Source organism: Mesorhizobium sp. M7A.F.Ca.MR.148.00.0.0 (genome assembly GCF_003997735.1).
GTDB lineage: Bacteria > Pseudomonadota > Alphaproteobacteria > Rhizobiales > Rhizobiaceae > Mesorhizobium.
Map to the genome: position 1 here is coordinate 1 of NZ_RZTB01000191.1, position 2,421 is coordinate 2,421.

Sequence of the window (2,421 nt, forward strand, 5' to 3'; positions counted from 1 at the left end):
CTACGAAGGCGTCTGGGAGCAGGTCGCGGAATTCTGCGATCCTGATGCACCTGACATCTTCGCCAGCCGCTCCAGCAGCTCGCTGGAATCGCAGGCTGAGCGCTCCGAGCGTCGCGGCAGCCGTGTCTATGCGACCACCATCAACAGCGCTGCCAACCGCCTCGCTGCTGGCCTGGAGAGCCTGATCATTCCGCAGTCCGAAAAGTGGCATGGCCTCTCTACGGCAGCGATGGATGACGAAGAGACTGACGAGGAGAAGAAGTGGGCTGAGAGCCTGCGGGATTTCCTATTCTCGCTGCGCTATTCGGCGAACTCGAACTTCGTGCCGGCGACGCAAGCCTGCCTGCGCAACGTGGTTCGCTATGGTCCGGCCTATCTCTACGCCGAAGAGGGTTTTGGCACGACGATGGTGAGGTATGCCTCTATCCCCGTGGTCGAGGGCTATATCAGTCGAAACCGATGGGGCCAGGTCGACACCTTCCATCGCCGCTATGAACGGACGGCGCGACAGACTGCGCAGATGCTCGGCTATGAGAAGCTCCCGGCCAAGATCAAGGCGCTGGTTGATGACCCGACCAAGTGCGACACCAAGATTTCTCTGATCCACGGCATCAAGCCCCGCGACGAGCGCCGGATGTACCGCATCGGTGGTCAGATGGACTATCTCGACACCGCCTTCGCCTCGTATCACGTCATCGAAGAGGAAGAGGTGATCGCGAAGGAGAGCGGATTTCGCACCTTCCCGGTGGCAACGTTCAACTGGCGCCGCTACGAGAGCGACCCTTACGGCATCTCGCCGACAATCGAGGCGCTGACCACAGTCCGTGAAGAGAACGCCGTCCGCCGCTCTGGCCTGCGCGCGTTGCAGCAGATCACCGATCCGGCGACCGCTTCGAAAGCCCGCATGGATGATGTGCCGGTTCTCAATCCTGGCGAAAACTATCCCGGTCTGATGAGTGAGTCCGGGCAGATCCAAATCGCCCCGATCAACACCGGCGCAAACCCGAGCTATGCCTTCGATTATGCGCAGACACGGGCTGATGAAATTCGCGACATGATGTTCGTCAACTTGTTTCAGACGCTCGTTCAAAACCCACAGATGACGGCGACCGAAGCGTTGATCCGCCAAGAGGAGAAGGGCGCGCTGCTCGGCCCATCCGGTTCGATCATTCAATCTGGCTTCGCCACGAACCTCGATCGCGAACTCGGCATCCTGGAAGACAAGGGACTCTACGATCAGGACAGCCGGTTCTTGCCGCCTGCAAGCTTAGCCGGCAAGTCGGTTCGGCCGACCTTCACCGGTCCGCTGGATGTCCTGCGTCGTTCGGCTGAGGCCCGCGACACCATTCAAGTCGTCACCACCGCCATGCAGATGGCTCAGTTCGACCCGGATGTGATGGACAACATCGACAGCGACGAGGCGATCAAGATCGTGCAGAGCGCTGGCCGCAGCCCGGCTCGCTTGTTCCGGTCGGCAGATGATATCGCCGCTCGTCGTGATGCAAAGGCCAAGCAACAGCAGGCACAAGCCGGCGCCGCTGCAATGGCGGCTGCCGGCAAGGTTGCGAAGGACGCTGTGCCGGCCGCAGTGCAGGCGCGTGATAGCGGGCTGCTCGACGGCCTCAATGGGCTGATGCCGCAGGGCAACGCATGAGCAAGCCCAAGACGTTCAATCGTGCCGGCCTAGCTGGTGGACCGGCAAAGGCGCAAGACGCACTGACCAAAGCTTACCTGCGCGTCTTCACCGGGGCTGATGGCGAGATGGTCCTTGCCGATCTGGTCGACAAGGCGGGCTACTACCGCCGGCCGAACTATCACGACTGGATGGCGCGCACTAAAACGCCGGCCGGCTTCGAACTCCATAGCGCTCTGTCGAACGCTCGCGCCGAAGTCGTGCAGCACATCATGGATTTTCTCACGCTGGACGATGATCAGCGGATCGCCTTGGAGCGGGCGGCAAGGCTCGAAAGCCAGCGATAGGTTTGCCCGCGGCGGGTTCAGCCGAAATCTTCCCAAGAATGAGGATACGACAATGACACGTGGACTTCCGCGTACCCTTTCGCGCGCCGCTGCTCGGGCTGCTGGCCTCGCTCCTCCGTTTGCCGGCCTGAAGGCTGTCACCACCGGCGCGGGCGGTGCCTTCAAGACGGTGTTCACCTTCAACGCCATGCAGGTTCCGGTGACTGACGCGCTGGCCTATGCCTCGCAGAAAATCTTCGATTGCCTGGATGGCAAGGTTCGCGTGAAGGGCGGCACTGCCAAGATGCAGTTCGCCGTGCTCGGTGCGCGCGCCAGCACGATCAACGACAATGCGTCCCTGACGTGGGGTCTGGGGACCGTTGCGGCCTCCAGCATCACGCTGGCGACGACCATGCAGAACATCATCCCAGTGACCACGCGCACGCTGGATGGTGCCACGAC

General features: G+C 61.7%; 3 protein-coding genes. All 3 read left to right on the forward strand.

Annotated features, from left to right (window positions below; genetic code table 11):
- Positions 1–1,654, forward strand: a 1,654-nt coding sequence (locus EOB49_RS32265; protein WP_127383347.1) for a portal protein, incomplete at its 5' end; no start/stop codon positions are given.
- On the forward strand, positions 1,651–1,980 hold the full coding sequence (locus EOB49_RS32270; RefSeq protein WP_127383348.1) for a hypothetical protein: 330 nt from the start codon (positions 1,651–1,653) through the stop codon (positions 1,978–1,980). The genes EOB49_RS32265 and EOB49_RS32270, both read left to right, overlap by 4 nt.
- A gap of 52 nt (positions 1,981–2,032) precedes the next feature.
- On the forward strand, positions 2,033–2,421 hold a 389-nt coding region (locus EOB49_RS38215), incomplete at its 3' end, for a hypothetical protein (RefSeq protein WP_245472939.1).

Excerpts from the sequence above, each read along its gene's own strand:
- EOB49_RS32270 (WP_127383348.1), top strand. The coding sequence starts at position 1,651 with ATGAGCAAGCCCAAGACGTTCAATCGTGCCGGCCTAGCTGGTGGACCG.